Origin of the sequence: Nocardia sp. NPDC059180, from assembly GCF_042754945.1 — a bacterium.
Taxonomy (GTDB): Bacteria; Actinomycetota; Actinomycetes; order Mycobacteriales; family Mycobacteriaceae; genus Nocardia.
This window is the reverse complement of sequence record NZ_JBHZBU010000001.1, coordinates 1099100-1122967: the sequence shown is the minus strand read 5'-3', so window position 1 is coordinate 1122967 and position 23868 is coordinate 1099100. Positions and strand designations below refer to the sequence as shown.

At 65.4% G+C, this 23868-nt stretch carries 24 protein-coding genes; 16 read left to right on the top strand and 8 right to left on the bottom strand.

Translation table 11 applies throughout. The features are described from left to right. The first annotated feature begins 39 nt into the window (after window positions 1-39). From ACFXNW_RS05305 to ACFXNW_RS05265, 9 genes are all read left to right on the top strand, one after another. On the top strand, window positions 40-2109 hold the full coding sequence (locus tag ACFXNW_RS05305; protein ID WP_379416019.1) for a CocE/NonD family hydrolase: 2070 nt from the start codon (window positions 40-42) through the stop codon (window positions 2107-2109). A 70-nt stretch (window positions 2110-2179) separates the two neighbouring features. After that, on the top strand, window positions 2180-3187 hold the full coding sequence (locus tag ACFXNW_RS05300; protein WP_379416018.1) for an adenylate/guanylate cyclase domain-containing protein: 1008 nt from the start codon (window positions 2180-2182) through the stop codon (window positions 3185-3187). A gap of 105 nt (window positions 3188-3292) precedes the next feature. Continuing rightward, window positions 3293-4069 (top strand): RluA family pseudouridine synthase, encoded by a 777-nt coding sequence (locus ACFXNW_RS05295; protein WP_379416016.1) that lies wholly within the window; start codon window positions 3293-3295, stop codon window positions 4067-4069. Between the two features lie 277 nt (window positions 4070-4346). Continuing rightward, window positions 4347-5132, top strand: a complete 786-nt coding sequence (locus ACFXNW_RS05290; protein WP_379416015.1) for a metallophosphoesterase — start codon at window positions 4347-4349, stop codon at window positions 5130-5132. 288 nt (window positions 5133-5420) lie between these two features. Beyond that, entirely contained in the window at window positions 5421-6413 is a 993-nt protein-coding gene (locus ACFXNW_RS05285) for a Rieske 2Fe-2S domain-containing protein (RefSeq protein WP_379416014.1), read from the top strand. Beyond that, window positions 6410-7807, top strand: a complete 1398-nt coding sequence (locus ACFXNW_RS05280) for a cytochrome P450 (RefSeq protein ID WP_379416012.1) — start codon at window positions 6410-6412, stop codon at window positions 7805-7807. The genes ACFXNW_RS05285 and ACFXNW_RS05280 overlap by 4 nt, the downstream gene beginning before the upstream one ends. A gap of 4 nt (window positions 7808-7811) precedes the next feature. Next, the gene (locus ACFXNW_RS05275) at window positions 7812-8273 is read left to right on the top strand and encodes an SRPBCC family protein (RefSeq protein ID WP_379416011.1); all 462 of its coding nucleotides are present in this window, start codon (window positions 7812-7814) and stop codon (window positions 8271-8273) included. A gap of 179 nt (window positions 8274-8452) precedes the next feature. Then, window positions 8453-9925: an ATP-binding protein gene (locus ACFXNW_RS05270; RefSeq protein ID WP_379416009.1), complete on the top strand. Its 1473-nt coding sequence runs from the start codon at window positions 8453-8455 to the stop codon at window positions 9923-9925. A 196-nt stretch (window positions 9926-10121) separates the two neighbouring features. Beyond that, on the top strand, window positions 10122-10430 hold the full coding sequence (locus ACFXNW_RS05265; protein ID WP_379416008.1) for a hypothetical protein: 309 nt from the start codon (window positions 10122-10124) through the stop codon (window positions 10428-10430). A 14-nt stretch (window positions 10431-10444) separates the two neighbouring features. Here the strand turns inward: ACFXNW_RS05265 and ACFXNW_RS05260 are convergent, their stop codons facing one another. From ACFXNW_RS05260 to ACFXNW_RS05250, 3 genes are all read right to left on the bottom strand, one after another. Further along, complete coding sequence (locus ACFXNW_RS05260) at window positions 10445-10945, bottom strand: hypothetical protein (protein WP_379416006.1); 501 nt, start codon at window positions 10943-10945, stop codon at window positions 10445-10447. Window positions 10946-11204: 259 nt separating this feature from the next. Next, window positions 11205-11477 (bottom strand): hypothetical protein, encoded by a 273-nt coding sequence (locus ACFXNW_RS05255; protein WP_379416005.1) that lies wholly within the window; start codon window positions 11475-11477, stop codon window positions 11205-11207. A gap of 32 nt (window positions 11478-11509) precedes the next feature. Then, window positions 11510-11707: a hypothetical protein gene (locus ACFXNW_RS05250; protein ID WP_379416003.1), complete on the bottom strand. Its 198-nt coding sequence runs from the start codon at window positions 11705-11707 to the stop codon at window positions 11510-11512. Between the two features lie 291 nt (window positions 11708-11998). Here ACFXNW_RS05250 and ACFXNW_RS05245 point away from each other — a divergent pair, with 291 nt between their 5' ends. Beyond that, window positions 11999-12859, top strand: coding sequence for a helix-turn-helix domain-containing protein (locus ACFXNW_RS05245; protein WP_379416001.1), 861 nt, complete (start codon window positions 11999-12001; stop codon window positions 12857-12859). A gap of 5 nt (window positions 12860-12864) precedes the next feature. Further along, window positions 12865-13233, top strand: a complete 369-nt coding sequence (locus ACFXNW_RS05240) for a DUF397 domain-containing protein (protein WP_379416000.1) — start codon at window positions 12865-12867, stop codon at window positions 13231-13233. A gap of 249 nt (window positions 13234-13482) precedes the next feature. Here the strand turns inward: ACFXNW_RS05240 and ACFXNW_RS05235 are convergent, their stop codons facing one another. From ACFXNW_RS05235 to ACFXNW_RS05225, 3 genes are all read right to left on the bottom strand, one after another. Next, complete coding sequence (locus ACFXNW_RS05235; protein WP_379415998.1) at window positions 13483-13911, bottom strand: SgcJ/EcaC family oxidoreductase; 429 nt, start codon at window positions 13909-13911, stop codon at window positions 13483-13485. Between the two features lie 277 nt (window positions 13912-14188). After that, window positions 14189-15244, bottom strand: coding sequence for an AraC family transcriptional regulator (locus ACFXNW_RS05230; protein ID WP_379415997.1), 1056 nt, complete (start codon window positions 15242-15244; stop codon window positions 14189-14191). Between the two features lie 26 nt (window positions 15245-15270). After that, window positions 15271-16185, bottom strand: a complete 915-nt coding sequence (locus ACFXNW_RS05225) for a cation diffusion facilitator family transporter (protein WP_379415996.1) — start codon at window positions 16183-16185, stop codon at window positions 15271-15273. 67 nt (window positions 16186-16252) lie between these two features. On the opposite strand from ACFXNW_RS05225, the gene ACFXNW_RS05220 reads away from it, so the two are divergent. The 5 genes from ACFXNW_RS05220 to ACFXNW_RS05200 all read left to right on the top strand — a co-directional run bounded on the left by ACFXNW_RS05220 (window position 16253) and on the right by ACFXNW_RS05200 (window position 21039). Further along, window positions 16253-18385: an ATP-binding cassette domain-containing protein gene (locus ACFXNW_RS05220; protein WP_379415994.1), complete on the top strand. Its 2133-nt coding sequence runs from the start codon at window positions 16253-16255 to the stop codon at window positions 18383-18385. Continuing rightward, window positions 18382-19122: an energy-coupling factor transporter transmembrane component T family protein gene (locus ACFXNW_RS05215; protein ID WP_379415993.1), complete on the top strand. Its 741-nt coding sequence runs from the start codon at window positions 18382-18384 to the stop codon at window positions 19120-19122. The genes ACFXNW_RS05220 and ACFXNW_RS05215 overlap by 4 nt, the downstream gene beginning before the upstream one ends. Window positions 19123-19237: 115 nt before the next feature. Then, window positions 19238-19765: a YbaB/EbfC family nucleoid-associated protein gene (locus tag ACFXNW_RS05210; protein WP_379415992.1), complete on the top strand. Its 528-nt coding sequence runs from the start codon at window positions 19238-19240 to the stop codon at window positions 19763-19765. A 79-nt stretch (window positions 19766-19844) separates the two neighbouring features. Beyond that, on the top strand, window positions 19845-20156 hold the full coding sequence (locus ACFXNW_RS05205) for a WXG100 family type VII secretion target (RefSeq protein WP_379415991.1): 312 nt from the start codon (window positions 19845-19847) through the stop codon (window positions 20154-20156). Window positions 20157-20388: 232 nt separating this feature from the next. Continuing rightward, window positions 20389-21039 (top strand): ammonium transporter, encoded by a 651-nt coding sequence (locus ACFXNW_RS05200; RefSeq protein WP_379415989.1) that lies wholly within the window; start codon window positions 20389-20391, stop codon window positions 21037-21039. A 131-nt stretch (window positions 21040-21170) separates the two neighbouring features. Here ACFXNW_RS05200 and ACFXNW_RS05195 read toward each other — a convergent pair whose 3' ends face one another. Together ACFXNW_RS05195 and ACFXNW_RS05190 are read right to left on the bottom strand one after the other, a co-directional pair. Beyond that, complete coding sequence (locus ACFXNW_RS05195; protein WP_280234876.1) at window positions 21171-21350, bottom strand: antitoxin; 180 nt, start codon at window positions 21348-21350, stop codon at window positions 21171-21173. A 202-nt stretch (window positions 21351-21552) separates the two neighbouring features. Continuing rightward, entirely contained in the window at window positions 21553-23859 is a 2307-nt protein-coding gene (locus tag ACFXNW_RS05190) for an ATP-dependent DNA ligase (protein WP_379415988.1), read from the bottom strand. Between the last annotated feature and the right edge of the window lie 9 nt (window positions 23860-23868).

Here is a 23868-nt window from a genome sequence, read left to right as displayed (position 1 = left end):
GTGCGCCGGATGCGAAAACCATGAGGCGGAGGGGTGTCGATGCGGTTGACCCGGCGGGTACAGGGTGTGGCGGCAGCGTTGGTGATCCTGTTGACCGGTGGGGCGGCCGCGGTGACGACCGTGACCGACCGCGGGCTCTCCCGCGAGGCGCTCGCACCTGCCGTCGCACCGGACGAACTGGCGCGGCAGTGGACCCAGACCCACGACGGACCGCAGCCCTACCCCGACGTGCACATCGACTGGGATGTGCCGATCGTGATGAGCGACGGTGTGGTGCTCAAGGCCAATGTCTATCGGCCGATCGGCGCCGACGGGCAGGTCGAAACCAAGCAGCTGCCGACCATCGTCAACCTCACGCCGTACACGAAACTCATGACCAACCTGATCGACTCGGCCATCTCCATGCCGGGGTTGCAGCAGCTCACCATGGACCTGATCGGCCGGATCAACCTGTCCGGCACCCCGGTGAGCGGCTTCGAGGACCTGCTGCACGCCCTCGACGGCGGCACCATCCAGACCGTACTCGGGCTGGACCGCAAGCTGATTCGTAGCGGCTACACCCAGGTCGTCGCCGATGTGCGCGGCACCGGATTCTCCCAGGGCACCTGGAACACCCTCGGCGCACGCGAACAACTCGACACCCGCGAGGTGATCGACTGGGCGGCCGCCCAGCCCTGGTCCAACGGCCGGATCGCGATGAGCGGTGGCTCCTACTCCGGCATCAACCAGCTGCGCGCGGCCGAGGATCCGCCGCAGTCGCTACGCGCGATCTTCCCCGTGGAACCGGGCAGCGACCTCATGCGCGATGTCGTCGCTCCGGGCGGTGGTATCGGCACCACCTTCCTGCCGATGTGGCTGAACTCGGTGAACAACGCGAAACTGATGCCCGATATCGGTTCCATGCTCGACGGGACCTTCGACTGGCGCTGGTTCAACGATCGCCGCCGCGATCCGCTCACCAATGTCGACCTGCTCGCCCAGGCCCTGCTCACGCCGTCACTGCACAATGTCCCACCGGCGCTCGGCGCCGCACTCGATGAGAACAGCGCCTTCCGGGAAGGCATCATGGGCCACCCTGACCAGGTCGGCGTGCCCACCTTCGTCTACGGCGGCTGGCACGACATCTTCGCCAACAGCGCCACCTCCCTCTACAACGCCATCCCGCTGCCCGCGGACCAGAAGAAGCTGGTCGTCGGCGATACCTATCACGCCAATCCCGGTGCGGGCACCGGTGTTCCAGGAGCTCCCGCCCGGCTCGACGTGCTGCAGCGGGCGTGGTTCGACTACTGGCTCAAGGACATCGATAACGGCATCACCGGATTCGGGCCCGTGACGGTGTGGCAGCAGGGCGGCGGCTGGGTCACCCTCGGTGAATTCCCGCAGCCCGGCATGACGCATCGCCGGGTCTACCTGTCCGGCGCGCCCAGTGGCACCACCGGCGACAGCCTGCACGACGGTTCGCTGGCCGCGGCACCGGCCGCCGAGGTCAGTCGGCTCACCGTCGCCCCCGGCCTTACTACCGCGTGTTCCCGCGACGCCGCCCAGGGCTCGGCCGGGATGACGGCGGTGATCGACGCCTGCGCCAAGGATTCCCGGATCGCCGAACGCAACGGGCTGACCTTCACCAGCGCCGAGATCACCGAGCCGACAGTGATTTCCGGGCCGATCAACGTTCACCTCACTACCGTGCACGATGCCGCCGACGGGTACTGGAACGTCACCGTCAATGATGTCGCGCCCGACGGAACCTCCACGGTGCTCTCGACCGGGCAGCTCACCTCGTCGCTGCGCGCGATCGACGAGGCGAAGAGCACCCGCTCGGCCAACGGCGACCTCACCGCACCGCACAATCCGATCACCTTGGACAGTGTGCTGCCGGTGCCGCCGGGTGAAGCGATCGCGCTGGATATCGCGGTAATCCCGACCCAGGCGGTGCTTCAGCCGGGACACCGCCTGCGGGTGGACGTCTTCGCCGGGAACTCGCCCAAGGCGCTGGCCTTCCGGCCGATGCTCAATGCCAGCGAACTCAAACCGCAGCATCTGGTGCTCGATCCGAACACGCCGAGTTTCGTCAACCTGCCGAGCGATCGACCGATCAGGTTCGGGTGATTTCGTGTGACGCCACAATGTCGTTGCGACACCCTCGTTCAGCAGAGCCGGGAGCCGTAGGGTTTCGGGCATGGTGTCGCCCGAAATGTCGCAACTGGTGCAGTCGGTCGTCGAGACATACCTGCTGGACGGCACGCGGCGCTACAACCGCGACGACGTAGCGGCTCAGTCCGGTGTTCCGCGCGAGGTATCGAAGCGGTTGTGGGTCGCGCTCGGTTTCCCGGCCGGAGTCGACGAGACCGCCCTCGACTACACCGACGCCGATGTGCGCGCCGTGCGCGATTTTCGTGAGTTGGGCGTGCTGGCCTCGGCCGATATGCGGCAGCAGGCCGCGACCGCCCGCACCATGGGCCAGGCGATGGCGCGGCTGGCGGAATGGCAGGTCGATCTGGTGCTCGACGAGATCACCCGCCGAGTCGCCGCCGCCGATCCGGATGCCGATCCGGCCGAGGTCGCCAGGCAGGCCACCGAGGCGACCGTGCCGATCCTGGAAGAACTACAGGCCTACGCCTGGCGCAGGCACCTCGCCGCCGCCATGGCTCGTTCACTCGATGGCGCGGGCACGGCCGCCGATTCGACCCGGGAGCTGGCCGTCGGATTCGCCGATATGGTCGGCTACACCCGGCTGACCAGGCATCTACACCCGGACGAGCTGTCGACGCTGCTGGAGGCGTTCGAATCCACCACCACCGCCGCCATCACCGAGAACGGCGGCTGGGTGATCAAGAACGTCGGCGATGAGGTGATGTACGCCGCCGAGACCGCGCTCGCGGCCGCCCGGATCGCGCTCACCATCCAGGAGAGCACCATGACCGTCGGCACCACACCGGAGTTGCGGGTCGCGGTCGCCTACGGTCCGGTCTTGCAGCGGTTCGGTGACCTGTACGGCTCCGTGGTGAACATCGCCGCCCGGCTCACCGGTGTGGCGCGGCCGGGCACCGTGCTCGTCGATGACGCCGCCGCGGCCGAGCTGGCCGGCGAGACCGAATTCGCCATCCGGCATCTGCGCAGTGTGCGGGTGCGCGGGTTCAACCGGTTGCGGCCGCATCTGCTGCGTCGCAACGGTAAGAACCGGTGACGACGCTGCCGCTGCCCGCCGCCCCACAATGGTGGGCTTCCCGCTGAGCAGGTTGGCGCTGCCCAGGCTCGGGAGGTACCTCGCGCGCTCATCTAGGCTCGGCCGGTGGATATCGACTGGCCCGACCTGCGTCAACGTTGCCGCCTCGACGAGGACGACGCGATCGTGGCGTTGAACAAGCCCGCGGGCATTTCGGTGACCGGGGAACGCCACGACACCGACATCGTGCAGGCCGCCGCGGCCGTCGGCGAGACGCTGTATCCGGTGCACCGCATCGACAAGGTGACCTCGGGTGTGGTGCTGCTGGCCAAGGATCTGGCCGCGCACGGTCCGTTGACCAGGCAGTTCAACAAGCAGACCGCGACGAAGACGTATCTCGCGATCGTTTCGACGCCCGAGAGCGAGCAGCTACCGGACACCGGCACCATCGACCTGCCACTGAGTGTCGGCAGGAAGAACCGAGTGCGGATCGCGGCACCACGGGAGAGCATCCGAGTCTCCAATGACCGCTGGTACGTCGACCCGGCCGATCTGCTCGACACCAAGAACTACCCATCCACCACCCGCTTCGCGACAGTCCTGCGCCACGGCGGCTACACCGTCCTGGCGCTGCGCCCCATCACCGGCCGCCGCCACCAGATCCGCGTCCACCTGGCCTGGATCGGCCACGCCATCGCCGGCGACCCGCTGTTCGACAAATCCGCTACCCACGACCGCACCTACCTGCACTCCTGGCGGCTTCACATGGCCGCGGATTGGCGGACACCACCCGAGTTGAACCTCGAGGCGGCGCCGGGTGATGCATTCTGGGTGCCGGTGGCCTCGGCGTTGGATGATCCGGCCGAGCTGCTGAATCGGGCAGCGGACCGTCTGGGCGACTGAGTCGATCATCCGGATCGCTCGAACTCGCCCGAACCCGGATCGGCGGGGTAACGACGACCGACCTCGCAAGGGGCTCGGAAACTCGCCCGATACCAGGAGCCTGCGTCCACCGCTGGAAAGTTCAACATGACTCATACCACACTCTTCCGGTACCGGAAATCGAGGTGGTAAGCCTCATGACGACAACGATTCCGCTGGTCAACTAGCCTGATACCCGGCGCCGCTCGAGGTGCGGCGCACTCTGTTTCGCAATGGAGCGATCCCCCAGAGAAAGCGGATGGGCATGATCCTGGTGGCTCAGGTCAGCGACACACATTTCGATCTCGGACCCCGAAACGCCGAACGCGCGGAGCGGGTCATGGCCTACCTTGCCGACCTACGGCGGCGACCGGACGCGATCCTGGTCACCGGCGACGTCACCGATTCCGGTAAACCCGATCAGTACGCCGAGGCGCGTATCGCCCTCCAGGCCGATATCCCGGTGTACGCCATCCCCGGCAACCACGACGATCGCGGCGCGTTCCGCGAGGTTCTGCTCGGAGAACAGTCGTCGGTGGAGCCGATCAATCGCACCCACCGAGTCGGCGCGTTGACGCTGGCACTGCTCGATTCCAGTGTCCCCGGCGAGCCCAGCGGACAACTCACCGACGACACCTACGACTGGCTGCGCGGCGTCCTGGCCGACGCCCCCGCCGATGGGCCGATCCTGCTGGCACTCCACCATCCGCCCGCGCATCTCTACAGCCCGGTGGTCGACGAGATCGCGCTAGCCGAACCGGAACGTCTGGCCGCGATCGTCGCAGGCGATGATCGCGTTCTCGGCGTGCTCACCGGCCACGCCCATTCCGCCGCGACCACCACCTTCGCAGGCAAACCGCTGCTGATCGCACCGAGCACCGCATCGGTACTCGGCGGTGAGTGGGAGCTCGCGCTGCCCGATCATGTGATGGACTATGCGCCGGACCCGGCGGTCGCATTGCATGTGATCGACGAGAACCACCGTCTGACAACACATTTCCGCAGCGTGCCGATGGGCGGATGGATAGGCGTCGCACCGAACTGAACGGGCGACACCGCCTGCCGGGGCTCGTCATCGAAGACGCGGGAAGCATTATCGGCACCTCAACGCACCGAGCATCGCCACCGGCGGTAATTCAAAAACCGCATATATAACCCGGAAACAAGGTCCGTAAACGCTTCGGAAATATAAACGATACCTTCTGGCTACCAGCAGATCACCCCGGCGAAATATTCCCAAAATTGGGAATTGGCACAAGAATATTCCTTCTCATAGAACCGCTACCCTCGCTGCTCTAGGCAAGATTCACACGCGGTTGTCCAGGAAGTTCGCATGCCACCCTTTCCGCCGTCGTCGGCTCTGCACGCCCGAAAACCGATAGCCAGACTGGAATCACCATACGGATGGTTCGCCGTCGGCTGGAGCCGCGAATGCCGCCCCGGATCAATACTGACCACCCAGCTGAATTCCCGCGAGATCGTCGTATTCCGTACCGCATCGGGGAAACTCGTTGCCGCGGACGCCTATTGCCCACACCTCGGCGCACATCTCGGGCATGGCGGCACGGTAGTGCGGGAAGAAATCCGCTGTCCGTTCCATGGTTTCCGCTTCTCGACCACCGGCGCCTGCACGCACAACCCGTACGGCACACCACCGCCGGCCGCGCGGCTCGGCACGATTCCGGTTCTCGAACGCTACGGCGCGATCCTGGTCTACTCCGGCCCGGAGACGACACCCGCATGGGAACCACCCGACGACGACAGCTCGCAATGGCGTGGGCTGCTGATGCGCAGCCATCATTTCCAGGGACATCCACAGGAAGTCACCGAAAACAGTGTCGACCTCGGCCATCTACGTATCCTGCACGCATTCGGCGAGGTCCGCGCGACACAGCCGCTGACCATCGACGGCCCGCTGCTTCGAGCCGGTTACGGCATCCGCCGCCGACTGATCGGCCAGTTCGGAATGGATGCGACATTCGATCTGATGGCCGCGGGCCTCGGTGTATCGATCGTCGAATTGACGCTGCCCGCCTTCCGGGTTCGGTTGCGTCTGCTCGTCCTCCCCACCCTCGTATCCGATGGGAAGGTCGTGCTGCGGCTCGCCGTCAGCGCGCGTCGCAGCCGGAAGGTATTGAGCACAGTGATTTCGGCGGTTCTCGCCCGTGTCACGTTGGCAGCCTTCTCCCAGGAAGTACGCCGGGATATCGACATCTGGCGGCACAAAACCTATCTCGCCCGGCCCGCAATCGCCGACGGTGACGGCCAGGTCGGCCGATACCGCCAGTGGGTCCGGCAGTTCTACTCGGTGGATGGAGCACAGTGAACAATCGGCACAACCGTGGCCCGCTGCGGCGGGCCGCCCTCGCCGCCGGAGCAGGCGCCGGACTCCTCATGTGGCGTGGCTGGCGCGCGCACTGCCGTCCGCCGCAGGTGCCACACGGATTTCGCGCCGCGCCGCTGGTCCGGATCGGGGCGGATGCCATCCCGGTCCTCGGTGTCGTGTCGCGGTTGCACAATGTGGTGACCCGGCCGGTGGAGATGGTGCACGATGCCGCCCGAGTGCACGGCAGCGTCTTCACCCTGCGCGTTCCGACCCGATTCGACCTGACGTACCTGACCGACCGCGCGGCCTACGATCAAGTGCTCGCCCTGCCCGCCGAGCACGCCATGATGGGCCCGGTCTTCGGCAATGTGCCGACGGTCGGTTTCTGGTTCCCCCGCCGGCACAGCGATCACGATTCGCTCCAGGACCTCGCGCTGACCGGTAAGCGGATCATGGCGGGACTACTGGCACCGCATCGCGTCGCCGACCTCCCGCCACTCACCGAAACGGTGATAACCGCCCATATCGCCGGCTGGGGACAAACCGTCGACCTGGCCGAGGCGTTCCCTCGCGCGATCTACGAGATCTCCGGACGGTACTTCGCCGGAGACGAGTTCTGGGACTCTTACGGCGCCCGGATCACCCCACTGCTGCGCGCGATAGCCGATGGCATAGAAGTACCACGCGCGACACTGGCGGTCACCCCGGCGCGGTGGTTCATGCGCGAATACCGTGCCACCAAACGGCTCGCCGCGATCCTTCAAGAAGCCGCCGAGGTGATGCCGGCATGCCTACTGTTCCAGTCGATTCGAGCCGCGGGCGTCGCCGCCGAGGACGTCGCCTGGATGGCGATGTACGTGCTGTGGAATGCCGTCACCTATCCGGGCAGCTACGGACTGTGGACGTTGCTTGATGTGGTGTCTCGTCCACAGGTGTACCGGACGGCAATGTCGTCCGACGATCCGGTGACCTATCTGAGCTGGTGTCTCTGGGAGACGATCCGGCTGAATCCGGTGTCGTCGCTGGTGCGCGCACTGAGCAAACCATTCACCTATGAGAAGGACGGCGTGGCCTACCATCTTCCGGCAGGCACCATCGTCGGAGTCGCGCCGTCACTGCTCAATCAGGATCCGGACGTATGGAAGCACCCAGGCCACTACCGCCCGGAACGGTTCGCCGAGCTGAACAATCCGCGGCGGGCACTGTTCGGATCGGGCCCGTTCGGCTGTGTCGCGGGCGAATTCTCGCGTCTGCTGGTGGCCGAGGTGTGCGTGCGGATTCTGCGGAGCGCGGAGATCAGGTTGCTCGACGGACTACCGAACCGGCAGTGCCGGGTCCACCTCGCCTATCCGGACCGGCCGATCCCAGTGGCACGTATGCCGATCGGAGCGTGATCGAATGCGCCGCACAGGTTTCGAGGTCTCGGTCGTTGTGCCTGCGGCACCTGATACGGTCCGCGACTTCCTGGCCGATCTGCGCGAATCCATCCGGATCCATCCGCTGATTGTTCGGGTGGACCGGCTCAACGAGCGATTACCCGGCATCGACAGGTACCGGATACGGGACCGGATGCGGATGGGCCCGATGACCATCGCGTTCAGTTATCTGGTCGAGACATCCCGCACCCCGGAAGGCGACATCGTCTCCGACGCCTACCAATTCCCCCGCATCCACCTACACAATGTCACCTCCTGCACGCCGGTCGACGGCGGAACCCTCGTCCATGAGCAGGTCACCATCACGGCGCCGCGGTTGCTCGTCACAACGGTCCGCCGCGAAGGCGCTCTCGCGCACCGCACGATGCTGGACAACCTGGCAGCGGTACTCGGCGACGATCAGAGGCGGCGGGACCTGCGGTAGGCAACCGCCTGTCAGTACATCGCCGCTCATCGCCGCCCGACCCATGTTCCTGGTCGTGCTGGGAGCGCATCCAGCAGCTGGTCGAACGTGCTCCGTTTGCTCGGCAGCGTCGCACCGTACTGAGCCGTATCGCAATCTATGATAACTACGTTTATTATAGGTCGTGTTATCATAGATTCGTGAAGAAGCCGCAGGGGATGTTCGACCGTGACCACGAGTGGTCCGAGCTGACCCGCTTCGCATCCTTCCAAGACCCACGCCCTGCACTAGGCGTGGTCTCAGGCCGTCGACGCCAGGGCAAGACCTTCCTGCTGGACGCCGTCTGCGAGGCCATGCACGGCTTCTATTTCGCAGCCACCGAAGCGACCGAGGCCGAGTCATTGCACCAGTTCGGCACTGCCCTTGCCCACTATCTGGGCGAACCGGCGCCTAGACGATTCACCGGCTGGCCCGAGGTGATCGAGACGATCATGCAGCTGGCAACGGATGGCCGACCGGTTCCGGTGGTGTTGGACGAATTCCCTTATTTGGCAAAGGCATCGCCGGAGCTGCCCTCGCTCATCCAGCGGGCATTCGACCCGGCCGGCCGCCGCAATGCCTCCCCGATCCGACTCCTGCTTTGTGGTTCGGCGCAGACATTCATGGGAAAACTGCTCGTCGGAAGCGCCCCGCTGCGCGGCCGCGCCAGCCTCGAGCTGATCGTTCCGACACTGGACTTCCGGCTCGCGCGCGATTTCTGGGAGATCACGGATCCGTACCTGGCGTTGTCGGTGAATGCCGTCGTCGGCGGCACTCCCGCCTACCGTCGTGAATACACGCTCAACGACGCACCGGCCGACAGAAACGACTTCGGTCCGTGGGTGGTTCGAAACCTTCTCAACTCCGCAAGACCGCTGTTCCGCGAGGCTCGTTTCCTGCTCGCCGAGGAACCCGAACTGCGGGATACCGCGACGTACCACGGTGTTCTGTCCGCGATCGCCGACGGAAACAACACCCGCGGCGGCATCGCGAATTTTCTGGGGCGCAAGTCGACCGATCTCGGTCACGCGCTGACCGTCCTCGAGGATGTCGGCATGATCGCTCGCGAGCAGGATGCGTTCCACGGCAAGCGGTCCACCTACCGAATCACCGAGCCACTGCTGGCCTTCTACCACGCGATCATGCGTCCCGAATGGACCGATCTCGAACGCCCCGGGCACGCCGATGAGGTCTGGGCTCGCTCACAGACCACCTTTCAGTGCCAAGTCCTCGGACCGCATTTCGAGAACATCGCCCGAACCTGGAGCCGGTGGTATGCCACCCGCGAGACCCTCGGCGGCCACCGAACACGAGTACTGTCCGGAGTCCTGCCCGATCCGGCCGGGAAAACCGGCCATCAGCTCGACGTCGTCGTATTCGGCCGCGGCCCTGGCGGTGAGGACCAGATCCTCGCTATCGGCGAAGCCAAGAGCAACTCTGTCATCGGAGACCACGAGCTGAACCGGCTGGACCGGATCCGCGAGTTGCTACTCCAGCGCGACCGCAGGGCGTCTTCATCCACGAAACTCTTGCTGTTTACGGGCAACGACTTCACCCCGGAATTACGGCAGACAAACCGAACCCGAGAAGACGTCGAGCTCATCGACTTGGAGCGCCTGTACAGCGGCAGTTGAACTATTCGTCCGTGCGTAACGGGCTCGCTGGGACGGCTTTCGCGTGGCCTGCTGACGTGGCAGGCTGTCGGCCAGCACGTATGGCCGACGAGGACATGGGCGCGACGTGATGGTCGGTCATCCTTGGCCCATGTTCAACGGGCGACATCGAGGGTGGCGCCGCGCGGCCCGAACAAACGAGAGGTATCCGATAACGGTGTGGAAGCTTTCCGAAGTCCCCGACGACAGCGGGATCGCGCAACAGGTGACGTTGATGGAGACCTACGCCGACGGCGAGATGACCCGTGCGGATTTCGTGCAGGAGTGGCTGGCCGCGCGCCGGCTGTCGGCGGACAACGGTGAACGAGTTCACGAGCAGCTCGAGAGATTGCTCGACAGCGTGTCATCCGAGGTCGAGGACTACGCGGTGGAGCCGCCGCCGCCCGAGGCCGACGATCCCTCCGAAGATCCGTTGCGGGCCGAAGTCGACCAGGCTCGGAACGCACTCGGAGGGCTACAGTCGTAGGTCGCTCATTCCGATCACCAGATGTCGGTCCAGAAAGGTCGTTTGGGAACGTCGAACATGGCGTAGTTCTTGCGGACCACGGTCGGAACCGCGGCGCGGACGCTCAACTGTTCGGCCAGCGCTCGCGCTCTTGCTTCGCGGAACTGATGGTAGAAGTACTCCTTCCGCACGCGAACTTCGTTACCCGTGTCCGGATGCAGGAACTGAGCTTCGACCCGCACCCGCCACAAATCGAACTTGAAGAAAGCCCGACCGTTCCTGCACCGCAGGTCCGACTCGACCACGACCGCATCCACGGCGCTCCCTGCCCGCCGCAGATAATCCCGGCGCAGCCGCCACGCAGCGGCGAGCACCAGCATCCACGCACCGATGCCCAACACAGCGCTCACCGGAAGAAACAGCGCTTTGGCGACCCCCGAACCGGACCACTCGGCCACGACGGCGCCCAGGTTCAGCGCACCAGCCATGAAGAAGAACGCCGCAACCGGGACACCCAGAACCCACGCCAGATGCATCGGCCCGACCAACCGCTTGGACCGTCCCACACCCACTCCTCGCCATACGCCGCTGATGCAGATCCTATGGCTCATGGGCGCGGATCACGACGTCGATCAGGATCGGGCGCACGTACGGGGTCATCTGGCAGGCGTCTCTGGAACGTGTTCAACAGCTGATCGAGAGTCTTCCGCTCACTGGGCATCCCGTAGGCGTCGAGCGTCGACCACGTGCCATCGTCCCACTGCACCCAAGCACGGGGCTCGTCGTCGGACTCGTTCACCGCAAGTACCGCTCTACCCTGGTATCCGGCGTGATGACGCCGAACGCGACGAGGGTCTGGTACGCATCCCGTTTGTGCGGGCAGCTGTCGATACTGCACCGGCGGTGCGAGCGCATGATGCCATGCGCCGTCCGTACCGACATCCGGGGCTCTCGAGCCTGGATCGGCGGCTCATCCTCGCCGAAGGTGTAGGGCAGTGCATAGATCAAGCCGAGCAATAGCACCGCGATGGGTCCCGCGACGGCAAGCGCGGCAATGTAATCGGACATCGAACCCCCTGCATTAGTTGAATACTGGAAACTCACTCGCTTGTTCCGAGGGCAGGCACGGTGAGGTCGGGCAGGCGGCGGACACCGGCCGAGATCTCGAAGGACAAATCGGTGTATCCGACCGTCAATTCCGCCAGCCGCTGCCACGCCCGCCGCATCTCGTTGTCCGGAGCACCTGCCGCGATGCTCCCGCGCGCCGCAACCGACAGCTGCGCCATCCGATCGACCACTGCTCCAACGGTTTCAGTGTGCTGGTATGCCGCACCGCGTGCAGGCGCGACCGCCATCGCACGCTTCCAGCACCATGTCTTTCGACGGGAGTGGGATCACCGTGCCCACCTCGCTGCCCCACCGATCACACGAACTACCTGCATCGACCTCGCCCCTCGCTTTGCGCCGGAAGATCTGACTGGAGTTCCACCCTGCGGTGGCTATGCGCTGTAGACTAAACTTGTATACGCTACAACGCAACGGTACAGATAGCTTTTGGCCACTGGTCACCGACAGAGGGGCTCAAGACAATGGCACCGATCTCACCTGCTGTTGCACGCTGGGAACTCGTATTGCGCATCCGTCGTCGGCGCGAACAACTGGGCATCGATACCGCGACTGTCATCAAGTCGCTCGGTATTGCCAGGGCGTACTGGTCCCACTTCGAGAACGATCGACGACTCATCACCGACGACAAGCTGAAGGCCCTGTGCGCCATATTGGAGTTCGACGAGGACGAACAGCGCGAGCTCATCGCCCTGCGCGCGGCCGGCAAGGAACGCGGCTGGTGGACACGGTACGGAGCACTGTTCTCGGACGAAACAATGCGCTTGTGGTCGATGGAGTATGGGGCGCAGAGCATTCGCAGCTACGAAAGCTTGCTGATTCCCGGACTACTTCAGACCGCCGACTATTCCCGCGCCTTGATGGCCACCGACACCACATTCATCCGGCAGGCCGAGGTCGACCAACGCGTGGAGGTTCGCCTGAAGCGTCAGGAACGACTCCACGGCCCTGACCCACTCGAACTGACTGTCGTCCTCAGCCAGGCCGCCCTGATGCAGCAGATAGGCGGACCCGACGTCCTCCGCGGTCAGCTCGAGCACCTGATCGAACAGATGGAATCGCACCCTACGATCGATATCCGCCTCATGCCCTTCGTCGCCACCGGCGGATTCGTACTCGGCGGCGCCACCTTCCACCTGATCGACTTCGACAGTCCTGCCCTGCCGACGATCGCATGGCACGAGTTCCCCGTCATGCCAGGGTTCATTGAAGACGAGAAGAAAGTGCAGGCCCTCAACGTCACCCTCTCCCTCGTCCAAGCCGAAGCGCTGAGCCGGACCGATTCGCTCGACTTGATCAAGAGACTTGCTACTGAGCTACCCTGACCAGCATGAGCACGACCGCGCACAGCACTCCCCGATCTGGATGGTTCAAGTCTTCGTTCTCGAAGGAGTCCACGAGCTGTGTCGAGGTCAAGTTCAGCGGAGACTGGGTGCTGATCCGCGACAGCAAATACCTCCGCGACCCCGCCAACAACCCGGCCGATCAGCCAGTCATCCCAGTGCGCGCCGATGATTGGATGGCATTCCTGAGTGCTGCTGCCGGACAGATTCCCGGGCATCGACGGGCACAACCCCGGATCGAGCGGACAGCGACCGCCGTCCTACTGCACTCCGCCGACATCACACTCGCTTTCACCCCGGCCGAATGGAACGCATTCACAGAGGGCGTCGTCATCGGCGAGTTTGCCGCCGCCTGAGCGCCTTCGACGCAGATGTGTAGGGTCTCGAAACTCGGGGCGGAATCTCAGAACATTTGGCGGTGATGTGGCGGATCCGCCGTCGTTCTGAAATTCCGCACTTCTCTGGCAGATCGGCATACGTGGCCAGTGCGGCGATCGAAGCAACCTCCGCCGACTGCCCTGTAGCCGAATGGCGTTGGTTCGGACGGCTTCCGTGTTCGTAGTCGGCCCGCGGTAGAGCATCGGGACCGAGCCGGATCGACAGCTTCACGAAGCAGCGGAGGTGAAGTCATCGAGGCCGTTGAGTCGCGTATTGTGCGCTGCCCGGATCAACCAGTAACCCGCGCGCTCGACGAGTACCAGAGTGATGACACCGCGGCGGTCCTCTCCGGCGGCAGCGCCAGGCAAGACGTGATCAGGCCATACCCACTCGGTGTGCACGAGCACCACTCCGGTACCGATCCACTGGATATCGAGGATTATCTGGCGATAGTTTTTCTTCTGCGCAAGAACAGATTCCGGCACATCTTCGTGCCCACGCACGTTGTCCTCCCGTGATCGCCACCACAGGCCCCGGTGCGTAATGAAGTCGCAATCCTCGGTGAACAATCGCCCCCACTCCTGCATCTCATGCGCTATCCAGAGCTCGGTATAGCGATCGAGCAGCTCTCGGATCGCGTCGCTGTCACCATTCATACAGCGAATTCTGAAACATCAACCATGGTTAAGGTCAAGATGACGGCTGGGGGCCGCCAGCGGTGTGGCGCGGTTCGCGGCGGAACGTCGTGACCACGGACGAAGCATGAGGAAATGCCATCGAATCGAGACTGGCAACGTCCGCCACGGCGTGAGACAAGCCGGAAACGGCCAGGTCAGTCAGCGGGCGGTCCGCCACGACTTTCAAGACCCTACACAGTCGATAGAGATTTCGAGATGGTTCACTCCATGGCACCTACGTTGAGCCGCAGTTTCGCTAACTCAGCACCCGATCCCGCGACCTGCGGTAAGCGGCAGGCGTTGTCCCCGTCCACCTCTTGAACGCATAAATGAACGTCGACGCTTCCGCGTATCCCAACCGAATCGCCACATCACTCACTGAAAGCGGTGTGGTGCTGAGCATTTCCTCAGCAAGCGCTCGGCGCATTTCGTCGAGGAGGGCGCGGTAGCTGGTACCCGCGGCGTCGAGGTGGCGGCGCAGTGTGCGGGTGCTCATGTTCAGATCCCGTGCCACTGAGTCGATTCCGGGTGGGCCGGCCAAACCGTCGGCGCCGCCGTGTGGGACCAGTCGGGATCTGACCTCGGCGGCGATACCGGTGCGGGCGCGGCGGCGGTGCACCAGGTCTCGGCATTGGGCCAGGCAGATGGCGAGGGTGTGCTCGTTGGCCTGCGGTAGCGGTTGGTCGAGGGTGAGGGGGTCGAGCGCGAAGAGGTTGTGCGGGCGGTCGAAGCGTGGGCGGACCACCGTCACCTCGGCGATGCGGTCGGCGTAGGGCGGTTCGGGGAAGGTGAATTCGGCTCTGGTCAACGGCATATGCCTGCCGACCAGATCGCTCATCACCTGATGCATCGCCGTCACATCACGTTCGATGAGGAACTGGCGCACATCGGCGGGCACCGATTCGGCGTGGATCCAGCCCACGAACTCGTCGTCGAGCATCTCGGCCACCGGCAGGCAGAAGGTGAAACTCAGATCCAGGTAGCGCAGTGCGAACGCGATGGCCTCCCCCAGCGTCGGACTGCTGATGCAGGCGAAGCCGAAGATGCCGAAGGTGGTGATCCGGTAGCGCCGACCGACCTCCACCCCGAGGGCGGGCCGGTCCGGCAGCGCACGGACCAGATTGCGGACCACCGTCAGTTCGGTGCGCGCGTCGATCTGGGCGTCGGGGTCACGTAGTAGCCGCTCGGTGAGCGCGGTGCCGTCGAGCATCCGTTCCACCGGAACACCGTGCTCGCCGGCGTAACCGGCGAGCAGCGCCACGCTGGCCACACCGCGCGGGAAGTCCCAATCACGTACCGGACTGTCCACCATGCAGTCAGTATGGCCGAAAGTGTCGATTACCAGGACAGCTCTGCGCAACGGCGCGCGGAATCGGATGTTTCCACCTGAAGTGTGGCGTGGCTGATGTGGAAGCGCTCCGCCAGCAGATGCTGGGCGGCCAGCAGCACGTGATCCCCACTGGCACCCTCGGCGGTGGTGATGTGTGCGGAGGCGACCTCCATACCGGAGGTGAGCGTCCACACGTGCAGATCATGCACGTCCGCCACCCCGTCGACCGCGCCCAGCTCGGCGGCGACCTGCTCGACGTCGAGTTCCTCCGGGCTGTGCTGGAACAGGATCCGCAGCGAGCGCTTGGCCAGCACGTACGTCCGCGGCAGCACCCACAGGCCGATCGCGACACCGATGATCATGTCCGCATAGCGCCAGCCGGTGGTGAGGGTGATCGCCGCCGACAGCAGCACGCCGACGGATCCGATCATGTCGGCGAACACCTCTAGGTAGGCGCCGCGCACGTTCAGGCTCTCCTTGGCGCCGCTGCGCAGCAGCAGGAACGACGCGATATTTGCCAGCAGACCGACCACGCCGACGATCAGCACCGGCCACCCCGGCACCTCCGGCGGTTCACCGATGCGCATGAGCGCCTCGTAGAGCACATAGCCCGCCACCAGGAACAACAGCACCGCATTGGCCAGGGCCGCGATCACCTCGGCCCGGTAATAGCCGAAGGTGCGGGTATAGGTGGGGCGGCTGCGTCGGGCCAGCAGGATCGCAGAGAGGGCCATGCCTATGCCGACGACGTCGGTGAGCATGTGCGCGGCGTCCGACAGCAGTGCGAGCGAACCGGTCGCGAATGCGAAGGTGAACTCGACCAGCATGAACCCGATGCCGATGGCCAGCGCCAGCCCCAGCCGGCCCAGATATTTCCCGGACGCGCTCTCCGGCGCTATCCCATGCGAATGATCATGTCCCACACCTGACAACATATGCGTACATGCGCATGGATGCAACACCTTCGTGTCGGGCTGGCAGACTTGTGCCGTGAGTGATGTGTCCACCGAATCGGCCGAGCGCGCCGACCGCGGCCCGCTACGGCCGATCGAGCTGGCCACCGGCGCGGTCCTCGGCGGCGTCACCGTCGGGCTGGTGACGATCGGTTCGGTCGTGCCACTCGCGGCCGCCTTGCAGCTGGTCGCCGCGGTGCCGATGGGTCTGCTGGCACATCGCTACCGCTTCCGGACCGTGGCCACCACGACCGTCGCGGCGGCGCTGGTCACCTTCGTCGCGGCCGGGTTGCTTCCTGCCATGGGCATGGCGGCCTCGGCCACCATCGGCGGGATCATCGGCGGGGTCAAACGCAGACGTGGCGGCATCGTCGCCGTCTTCGGGTTATCGCTGATCGCCGGTCTGGCGTGGGGCGCCTTCTCGGTCGGCTTCCTGCTGCTGTTCTCCACCTCACGCAACCTGCTGTTCGACACTATCCGCAATACCTCCGAAGGTGTGAAGGATCTCGCCGGGCGGGCGCCGCAACTGGAACCGCTCGGCAACGGCGTCGCCGAGCTGACCGATGTGGTGCTGCGCTTCTGGTGGATCTATATCGCCGGCGGCGTGCTGTTCGGCACGATGCTCACCGCCCTCATCTCCTGGTTCGTTCTGGGCTCGGTCCTGGATCGGCTGGACTGGCTGCCGGGTAGCGATCGGCTCGACGCTCCCGTCGACAACCGGCCGGTGGCACCGCTGCCGGTGAGCATGCGCGCGGCGGGATATCGGTATCCGGGCGCGGGCACCGAGGCGCTGACCGGGATCGATCTCACCGTCGATGTCGGCGAATTCGTCGCCGTCGTCGGCCACAACGGCTCCGGCAAATCCACCCTGACCCGCCTGCTCGCCGGACTGCCACCGTCCACCGGCAGCGTGGAGCGGCCCGGCTCCGCTGGACTCGGGCACCTCGGCGGCACCGCACTGGTGCTGCAACGACCGGAGAGCCAGACCCTCGGCGTGCTGGTCGCCGATGACGTCGTCTGGGGCCTGCCTGCCATCCTCGCCGAGCAGGTCGACGTCGACGGCCTGCTGAGCGAGGTCGGCCTCGACGGCATGGGCGAGCGTGAAACCGCCGCCCTGTCCGGTGGTCAGCAGCAGCGCCTCGCTGTCGCGGCCGCATTGGCCCGCCGACCCGCGCTGCTGATCGCCGACGAGGCCACCTCGATGATCGACCCCGACGGCCGCCGGGAGCTGGTCGCGTTGCTGGCCGAGCTGCCCAAACGGCACCGGATGGCCGTCGTCCTGGTCACCCACCACGAAGCCGACGCGGCCGCCGCCGACCGGGTTGTGCACCTGTCCGGGGGACGCGCGGTGGATCGACTGCCCGCCTGGCCGAAACCGGGCCACGATCCGCGCCGCCGCCCGATGGGTGAGCCGATCATGAACTTGCGCGATATCCGCCACACCTACAACCGGGGTACGCCGTGGCAGGCACCGGCGCTGCACGGTGTGGACCTGTCGGTCCGCCGCGGTGAGGCGCTGCTCGTCGTCGGTGGCAATGGCTCTGGTAAATCCACCCTGGCCTGGATCATGGCCGGGTTGATCAAGCCGAGCAAAGGGCACTGCGAGCTCTCCGGGAAACCGGTCAGCTCCCAGATCGGCCGGGTGGCGCTGGCATTCCAGCACTCCCGGTTGCAGCTGCAGCGCCAGACCGTCGGCGAAGAGATCGCCGACTGGGGTGGGCGGGCCACCGGGTCCGGCGCGGTCGGGCGCGCCCTGGACGCCGTGGGGCTCGACCGCTCGCTGGCAGCACGGTCGATCGAGGAACTCAGCGGCGGGCAGGCAAAACGGGTCGTGCTTGCGGCGATCGTGGCCAGCAGACCACAGGTGGTGGTGCTGGACGAGCCGCTGGCCGGACTGGACCCGGAGGGCCGCGCCGATATCGTCGACCTGCTCGCCCGCCTGCGCGATTCGGGGCTCACGCTCATCGTCATCTCGCACGATGTCGACGACGTCGCCGCCATCTGCGACCGGACGGTGCACCTGCGCGACGGCCGGATCGCCGAATCGGTGCACGCGAACGAACCGGGCGCGGCCTCCGAGCCGGCCGCACAGCACGCCAGAACCGCGCAGCCCGGCACATCGCCGCTACCCGGCGCCGCGTGGCGGATCGAGCAGGGAGGCCGGCCATGAGCATCGTGCTGTTGCGACAGGTCCCGGTGGCGAGCCCGATCCATCGACTGTGGGCCGGAACCAAGATGATCGGTGTCTTCCTGATCAGCGTGCTGCTGATGTTCTGGCCGACCTGGCCGGTCCTCGGCATCATGACCGTGTTCCTGGTATTTGTCGGCATCATCGCCCGGCTGCCACTCGGCACGCTGCCGCGCCTGCCGTGGTGGTTCTGGGGGCTGGCCGCTGTCGGCGCGCTGGTCAATCTGCCGGTCGGCGGGGCGGCGGTCCTACGATTCGCTCAAGTCCTGGTGTTCAGCCTGATCCTGGTGGCCGCATCGTTCCTCATCGCCTGGACCACCCCGATGAGCGAGATCGCACCCGCACTGGCAAAGCTCGGCGCGCCCCTGCGCAAACTGCGCGTTCCGGTGGACGAGTGGGCCGTGGTCGTCGCATTGACATTGCGCGGTCTGCCGTTGCTGATCGAGGAGATCCGGGTCCTGCACGCCGCGCGACGGCTGCGCCCCAAGGACGATCTGCTGCACCGGGCCGCCGACAACGGGCTCATCGACATCCTGACCGCCGCGATGGCGGTATCCACCCGGCGCGCAGGCGAATTGGGTGAGGCGATCACGGCACGCGGTGGCACCGGACAGCTCACCGCCAACCCGGCCTCGCCCGGCCGCTGGGACGCGGTCGCGCTGCTCGTCGTCGTCGCGGTGGGCGTCGGTTCCGTCATGATCGACTTGCTGTTGTTGTGACACACTGGTGGTCGGATCGGCCCGGATCACGGCACCCGCGAAATCGATGGAACCGAACGCAGGCCCGCCGCGTCGAAATGGGTATACGGACCGAGTCTCGGAACAGGGGTAGGCGATGAATGACGACCGGGAAGCCATGCGCTCCCGCAACGACGCGTTGCGCGCGCAGGTCGGCGACATGCTGGAGACCTTCGAACGGCAGCGCCAGGATCTGGCCGCCGCGCAGCAGCGGATCGCCACCGCGCAGGTCACCGCGTGGTCGTCGGATAATCTCGTCCGGGTGACGAGCAATGCCGCAGGCATTCCGCTCGATGTGCATATCGAACCCGAGGCATTCAAACGCTCCAACCCCGAACGGCTCGGCCGCTCGATCACCGAGGCAGTGCAGGCCGCCGCCCGTGAGGGCGTGCAGGTATCGCAGCAGGCGTTCGCGCCGATAGAGGCCGCCGCCGACGGTATGCCCGATCTGCCGGATCTGGTGCCCGGTGCGCCGAGCATCCGCGATCTGGTCGACAAGCTGATCCCGGAACCGCCCGCCATGCAGGACACGACGCCGCCGCCGCCATCGGCGTCGCAAGCTCCGCTCGACGATGACGACGAGGACGAGTACTACCGCAACCGCAGCTACCTCGAGGGTCGTTGATGAGTGAGCGAAGCGAGCGAACGATGAACACAGCTACCCAAGTACTCATGCTGGAGCCGAGCGCTGGCGAGGTGGAGGCATGAGTACCTTGAAGGCTGATCCGGAAGCGATCAAGGCCACCGAGCCGGGGTTCCAGAGCCTGTCCACCCAGGTGGCCGATGCCCTGAGCACCCTGAAGGCCGCGCTGGACGCCGAGGGCGAATGCTGGGGCGCCGACGAGATCGGCGAAAGCTTCGCAGGCAACTACACCCCCGGCGCCGAAAAGGCACTCAAAGCGGTCGAGATCCTCAGCACCACGCTGTCGGCCATGGGTTCGGGTGCGACCACTACAGCCAGTTCGCTGGAGGGTCAGGACCAGGCGATCGCCGACGCGCTCGGCAAGGACTCGTAGGCTTCCCGCTTCATCAGGTTCCCAATAGCTTTGCGCTATAACGGGCGGCAGGTTTGGTACTGACCCAAACCTTTCGGTTTACCCGCAATCCGTCGTATCAAACCAGCCTCCGGTTGTAACGTGGCGTGCAGGAGAGCTGTCCACTTGATCACAAGCTTCGTGCGCGGGGCGGGGAAGTTCCACAGCGCGCGGAGCGTTCGGTAGGGAACCTGATGAAGATGGGAACAACAGAATGATCTTCCGTAAAATCGCCGCGCTGGTGGTGCCGGTAGCGGCTGCCATCGTGGTCGGCGCAGGCACAACACATGCGCAGCCGGCCGCGGCCCTCGTACCCGATATCGGGTACGAGGCGAAGCTGGTCGGCGACCGAATTATCACCACACTGACCGGGGGTACGTTCGAAGTCGCCGGCAATACGGTGAATGTCAAGGACTCCGCGGGCAATACGGCGATCAGCATGCCGTTGGCCTTCCGGCAGGACGGGCTGGAGTTCCCGATGCCGCACATGGTGCGCGATGACGGACGAGTGCTCGAATTGACGGCGGTCAAGGACTTCACGCGGGCTCGTCCGGTTCAGGTGACTCCTGTTGCCTCGCTCGAGGAGAACCAGCGGGCACAGGATGCGTTCTTGGCTCAGTTCGGGATCGCCACGGCGATCGGCGGTTTCGTCGGTCTGGCAATCGGCGCAGCAGTCGGACTCATCGGTTTCCTTGGCGGAGCGTTCGGCTTCGCAACGGTTCCGCTGGCCGCGGGCGTCGGAAGCATCATCGGCACCCTGGTTGTGGGTGGTCCCGCCCTGCTCATCGCGGGTATCGACCTCATCAACACACTGAACGCCCCACCGGGTTCCACCAAGTGGATGGACCAGACCGGCAGGAACTGACCTACCGGAACGGAATACGACACTGGGCCGATCGCAGTCGACGCGATCGGCCCAGTTCCGTTCACAGACACGGAATCCCGGCCGAAGAATTCGCCCTCGGCACACAGGATTCCGGCGATGCGCCGACTGATTCAGCCCTGCTTGCGCACCGCGTTCTTCGCGGCTTCCTGCGCGGTGTCGACCTTGTCGGCGAACTTGCCGCCGGTCTTCTGGTCGACGATGTCTCCGGCCTTGTCGATGACGGTGTCGACCTTGTCGGCGTTCTTCGCCGCCAGGTCCATCGCCTTACCGGCCAGGTTCTTGAAATCCACGTGCACTCCTCGGTGTCGAGCCGCGTTCGAATCGCGATCACCGTACCCGCGCTCACGGCGCTCGCCCGGATACGACAGAAGCGATTGCACCATATTCGGCGCCGGTTTGCTCAATTGTTGCCGTGCTAGTTCGGCATGATCGGACGCCCTGCGAGGTGACGCAGGCTGCCCCTCCGGCTGCTGACCACCATGCCGGAAGAACTCAGTTGGTCCGGCCCAACCACGCCGGATGCCAGAGCCGTCCACTGTCGGTCCAGTTCATGAAGCGCACGGTGCCGGTCAGTTCCGGGGTCACCCAGGTGGCGTTCCTGGTTTCCTCACGCGACATCTCGTTGACGAAGGGGGTGGTTTTGCGGCGGTGCCGGTGCAGTCTTGCCGACAGCGCGCGCAGTTCTTCATCGCTGAAACCGGTGCCGACCCGGCCGACGTACACCAGTTTGCCGCCGTCGGGAATGCCGACCAGCAGCGACGAGAAAGGCCTCGCTTCGCTGCCCCGCCAGCCACCGACCAGCACCTCCTGGGTACGCCAATTGCGTTGTTTGACCCAGGAATGGCCGCGTTTGCCCGGCAGATAGACCGAGTCCCTGCGCTTCGCCACGACGCCTTCGGTGCCTTCCTCGCGGCTGAGTTCCAGCGCTTCGGCGCCGGTACCCGCCATCTGCGCCGGAACAGACAGTGCGGGCACGGCCGCGGCCAGCGCCTCCAGGACCTGCCGTCGATCGCTGTAGCGTTTGCGCAGCAGCGAGGTGCCGTCGAGGTAGAGCAGATCGAAGGCGACCAACTCCGCACGGCGGGTATTGGCTTGCAGTAAGGCGAGATTGGCGACGCCGTTCGGATCGAATACCACCGCCTCGCCGTCGAGCACCACCCGATGCTCGGACAATTCTTCGGCTAGGGCGGCAACCTTCGGATAGCGGTCGGTGACGATATTGCCCGCGCGGCTGCGCAGTGTCGGTGTGCCGTGGTCGAATTCGACGATCAGCCGGTAGCCGTCCCATTTCGTCTCGAAGACCCATTCCTTCGGGTCCAAGCCGGTGACTTCGCCGGAGGTCGCGAGCATGGGCGACAGTCCACGGGGCAGGTCTGCGCCGCCGGTAGTCGCCCCGTCACCCTCTCCCACCTGCTCCTTCATCAGATGCATCAACCAGTTCTTGCCACCGGTGCGGATCAGCGCGTACCGGCCCTGCAACCGCTCACCCCGCAGCACAACGATCACCTCGTCGTCGCGCCACTTCTCGGCCTCGTAGGTACCCGAGTCCCAGATCGTCATCTCCCCGCCGCCGTACTCGCCCTTGGGGATGGAACCGTGGAAATCCAGGTACTCCATCGGATGGTCCTCGGTGTGCACGGCGAGGCGGTTGTCCTTGGTATTCGTCGGCGGCCCCTTCGGCACCGCCCAGGACACCAGCACACCGTCACGTTCGAGCCGCACATCCCAATGCAGTCTGCGCGCGTGATGTTCCTGGATGACATACCGATTCCCCGGCCCCGGGGTCGGCGGTTGCGCGGGAACGGGCTCCGGTGTGCGGGAGGGGTCACGCATCGATCGGTAGACGGTCAGCGCATCCGGACGCGATGAATCCTGATGGGTGAGCGGCGGATCGAGTTCGGCCAGCAGATCGCCGTCGGCTTGGTATCGGGCCAGGACTTCGTCGAATCGCAGATGACGCAGCGATTCCCGGTCCTCGATCTCGGCCCAACTACGCGGCGCGGCCACATTCGGTTCGACGCGCCCGCGCATGGAGTACGGCGCGATGGTGGTCTTGGCCGGATTGTTCTGGCTCCAGTCCAGGAAAACCTTGCCCGCGCGCACCTTCTTCGCCATCGTCGCGGTGACCAGTTCCGGATGCATCTTCTCCAGATTGGTGGCGACCTGTTTGGCAACCGTGGAAGCACCGCCGGGGCTGAGCACCCGATCCAGCGGCACATACAGGTGAATTCCCTTGCTACCGCTGGTGACCGGAAACGCTCGCAAGCCGATGCCCGCGACCATATCCCGCACTTCGAGAGCCACCGTCGCGCATTCGGCCAGCCCGGCGCCGGGGCCAGGATCGAGGTCGAAGACCAATCTGGTCGCCGGACCCATCTCGTCACCGTCGAAACGCCATTGCGGCACATGGACTTCCAAGGAGGCCTGCTGCCCCAGCCAGGCCAGACCGGCCTCGGAATCAATCAGCGGATAGGTGACGGTGCGGTCGGAATGACGCATCGACCGCCGCGCCAGCCAGTCGGGTGCGTGCGCGGCGAGATTCTTCTCGAAGAACGAGGATTCGGTGACACCGTTGGGCCAGCGTTTCCTGGTGACCGGACGTCCGGCGACGTGCGGCAGCATCGCGGGTGCGATCGCCGTGTAATAGGCGATGACCTCGCCTTTGGTGGTCCCGGAGTCCGGGTACAGCACCTTGTCGAGGTTGCTCAGTTCTATCTCGATATCAGGTCGTCCCGCCGCGTCTCGGAAGCTGCGGCGCAACCCGTTGTCCGCGACCCTGCGGCGGGGACCGGCGTTCAACTGGTCCCC

What these genes read in the sequence shown, in the direction of transcription:
- ACFXNW_RS05305 (WP_379416019.1), top strand. Translation starts at nt 40, where the DNA reads ATGCGGTTGACCCGGCGGGTACAGGGTGTGGCGGCAGCGTTGGTGATC.
- ACFXNW_RS05300 (WP_379416018.1), top strand. Translation starts at nt 2,180, where the DNA reads ATGGTGTCGCCCGAAATGTCGCAACTGGTGCAGTCGGTCGTCGAGACA.
- ACFXNW_RS05290 (WP_379416015.1), top strand. Translation starts at nt 4,347, where the DNA reads ATGGGCATGATCCTGGTGGCTCAGGTCAGCGACACACATTTCGATCTC.
- ACFXNW_RS05285 (WP_379416014.1), top strand. Translation starts at nt 5,421, where the DNA reads ATGCCACCCTTTCCGCCGTCGTCGGCTCTGCACGCCCGAAAACCGATA.
- ACFXNW_RS05275 (WP_379416011.1), top strand. Translation starts at nt 7,812, where the DNA reads ATGCGCCGCACAGGTTTCGAGGTCTCGGTCGTTGTGCCTGCGGCACCT.
- ACFXNW_RS05260 (WP_379416006.1), bottom strand. Translation starts at nt 10,945, where the DNA reads ATGCATCTGGCGTGGGTTCTGGGTGTCCCGGTTGCGGCGTTCTTCTTC.
- ACFXNW_RS05255 (WP_379416005.1), bottom strand. Translation starts at nt 11,477, where the DNA reads ATGTCCGATTACATTGCCGCGCTTGCCGTCGCGGGACCCATCGCGGTG.
- ACFXNW_RS05245 (WP_379416001.1), top strand. Translation starts at nt 11,999, where the DNA reads ATGGCACCGATCTCACCTGCTGTTGCACGCTGGGAACTCGTATTGCGC.
- ACFXNW_RS05240 (WP_379416000.1), top strand. Translation starts at nt 12,865, where the DNA reads ATGAGCACGACCGCGCACAGCACTCCCCGATCTGGATGGTTCAAGTCT.
- ACFXNW_RS05235 (WP_379415998.1), bottom strand. Translation starts at nt 13,911, where the DNA reads ATGAATGGTGACAGCGACGCGATCCGAGAGCTGCTCGATCGCTATACC.
- ACFXNW_RS05230 (WP_379415997.1), bottom strand. Translation starts at nt 15,244, where the DNA reads ATGGTGGACAGTCCGGTACGTGATTGGGACTTCCCGCGCGGTGTGGCC.
- ACFXNW_RS05215 (WP_379415993.1), top strand. Translation starts at nt 18,382, where the DNA reads ATGAGCATCGTGCTGTTGCGACAGGTCCCGGTGGCGAGCCCGATCCAT.
- ACFXNW_RS05210 (WP_379415992.1), top strand. Translation starts at nt 19,238, where the DNA reads ATGAATGACGACCGGGAAGCCATGCGCTCCCGCAACGACGCGTTGCGC.
- ACFXNW_RS05205 (WP_379415991.1), top strand. Translation starts at nt 19,845, where the DNA reads ATGAGTACCTTGAAGGCTGATCCGGAAGCGATCAAGGCCACCGAGCCG.
- ACFXNW_RS05200 (WP_379415989.1), top strand. Translation starts at nt 20,389, where the DNA reads ATGATCTTCCGTAAAATCGCCGCGCTGGTGGTGCCGGTAGCGGCTGCC.